This is a genomic window from Arthrobacter sp. SPT-J7, assembly GCF_059089965.1.
Genome location: NZ_JBNHFF010000449.1, coordinates 1 through 1,248 on the forward strand (window position 1 = coordinate 1; position 1,248 = coordinate 1,248).

General features: G+C 65.9%; 2 protein-coding genes. Both read left to right on the forward strand.

Going from position 1 to position 1,248, the window contains the following annotated elements; genetic code table 11:
• Nucleotides 1-364: DrrA family ABC transporter ATP-binding protein (locus AC5RWX_RS33475; RefSeq protein WP_494100454.1), on the forward strand; the 364-nt coding region annotated here is incomplete at its 5' end.
• A gap of 28 nt (nucleotides 365-392) precedes the next feature.
• Nucleotides 393-1,244 carry an ABC transporter permease gene (locus tag AC5RWX_RS33480; RefSeq protein ID WP_494100455.1) on the forward strand — a complete coding sequence of 284 codons (852 nt, stop codon included), beginning with the start codon at nucleotides 393-395 and terminating at the stop codon, nucleotides 1,242-1,244.
• Nucleotides 1,245-1,248 lie beyond the last annotated feature (4 nt).

Consider the following 1,248-nt stretch of genomic DNA (forward strand, 5'->3'; position numbering starts at 1 on the left):
GCTGGTCCTGACCACCCACTACATGGACGAGGCCGAGCAGCTGTGCGACCGGCTCATCGTGATGGACAAGGGCCGTATCATGGCGGAGGGATCACCGGCACAACTGATCCGCGGGCATTCCACGCGGGAGGTGGTTGAGCTGCGGTTCGGATCCGAACGGAACACCACCATCGCCGCGGAACTGGACGGCATCGGGGATCGCCTGGAGGTCCTGCCGGACCGGGTACTGATTTACGCGCACGACGGCGAGGCGGCCCTTGAACAGGTAGCGTCCCGCGGCCTGCGGCCGTTGACCTCGCTGGTACGGAGGTCCTCGCTGGAAGATGTGTTCCTCCGGCTGACGGGCAGGAGCCTTGTTGAATGAGAAGGCGGGGTTGGGCCCGGAAGCGGGCGTGGCCGCGACGACGGACGTGTCCCGCGCGCCTGCGCGGGCACACAGCCCCGAAGTAGCGGCTGCCAAGGCGAGGCGCTGGGGTGCCTTTTACTACGCCGAGCAGGTGCTCCGGGTGATGAAGGGGTACAGCTGGTCCCTCATCATGTACAGCGTGGGCCACCCGGTGGCCTACCTGTTTGCCATGGGCGTGGGCCTGGCAACACTGGTCGACCCGCAGGGCGCCGGAGCCTTCGGGGGAGTGGGTTACGTGACGTTCGTGGCGCCGGCGCTGCTGGTGTCCGCAGCAGTCATGACCGCCGCAAATGAATTCACCTTCCCTGTGATGGACGGCTTCAAATGGCGCCGGACCTACTTTGGGCCCCATGCCTCGCCGCTGACGCCCCAGCAGATTGCTGCCGGACACATCATGGCGGTGACGTTGCGCTTCCTGCTGCAGTCCGCCGTCTATTTTGCGGCGGTGGCACTTTTTGGTGCGGCACCCGGCGGGTGGGGCTGGGTAACCATCCTGGTGGCCACGCTGGCGGGACTCTCCTTTGGCCTGCCGCTGATGGCGTACTCCGCGTCCATTACTGAGGACAAGGGCCAGTTCGCCCTGGTGATGCGGTTTATCGTGATGCCGCTGTTCCTGTTCTCCGGCACGTTCTTTCCCCTGGACAGCCTCCCGCCGGCCGTCAGATGGATTGGCTGGATCTCGCCCATCTGGCACGGTACCGAGCTGGGCCGGGTGTTCAGCTACGGGTACCAGGAGCCTCCGCTGCTGACCGTCCTGCACGTCGTAGTGCTGGTGGGCCTGGCCGTGCTGGGCTGGTTCCTGACCCGGAAGCAGTTTGCCGCAAGGATGGGCCGATGAGCGC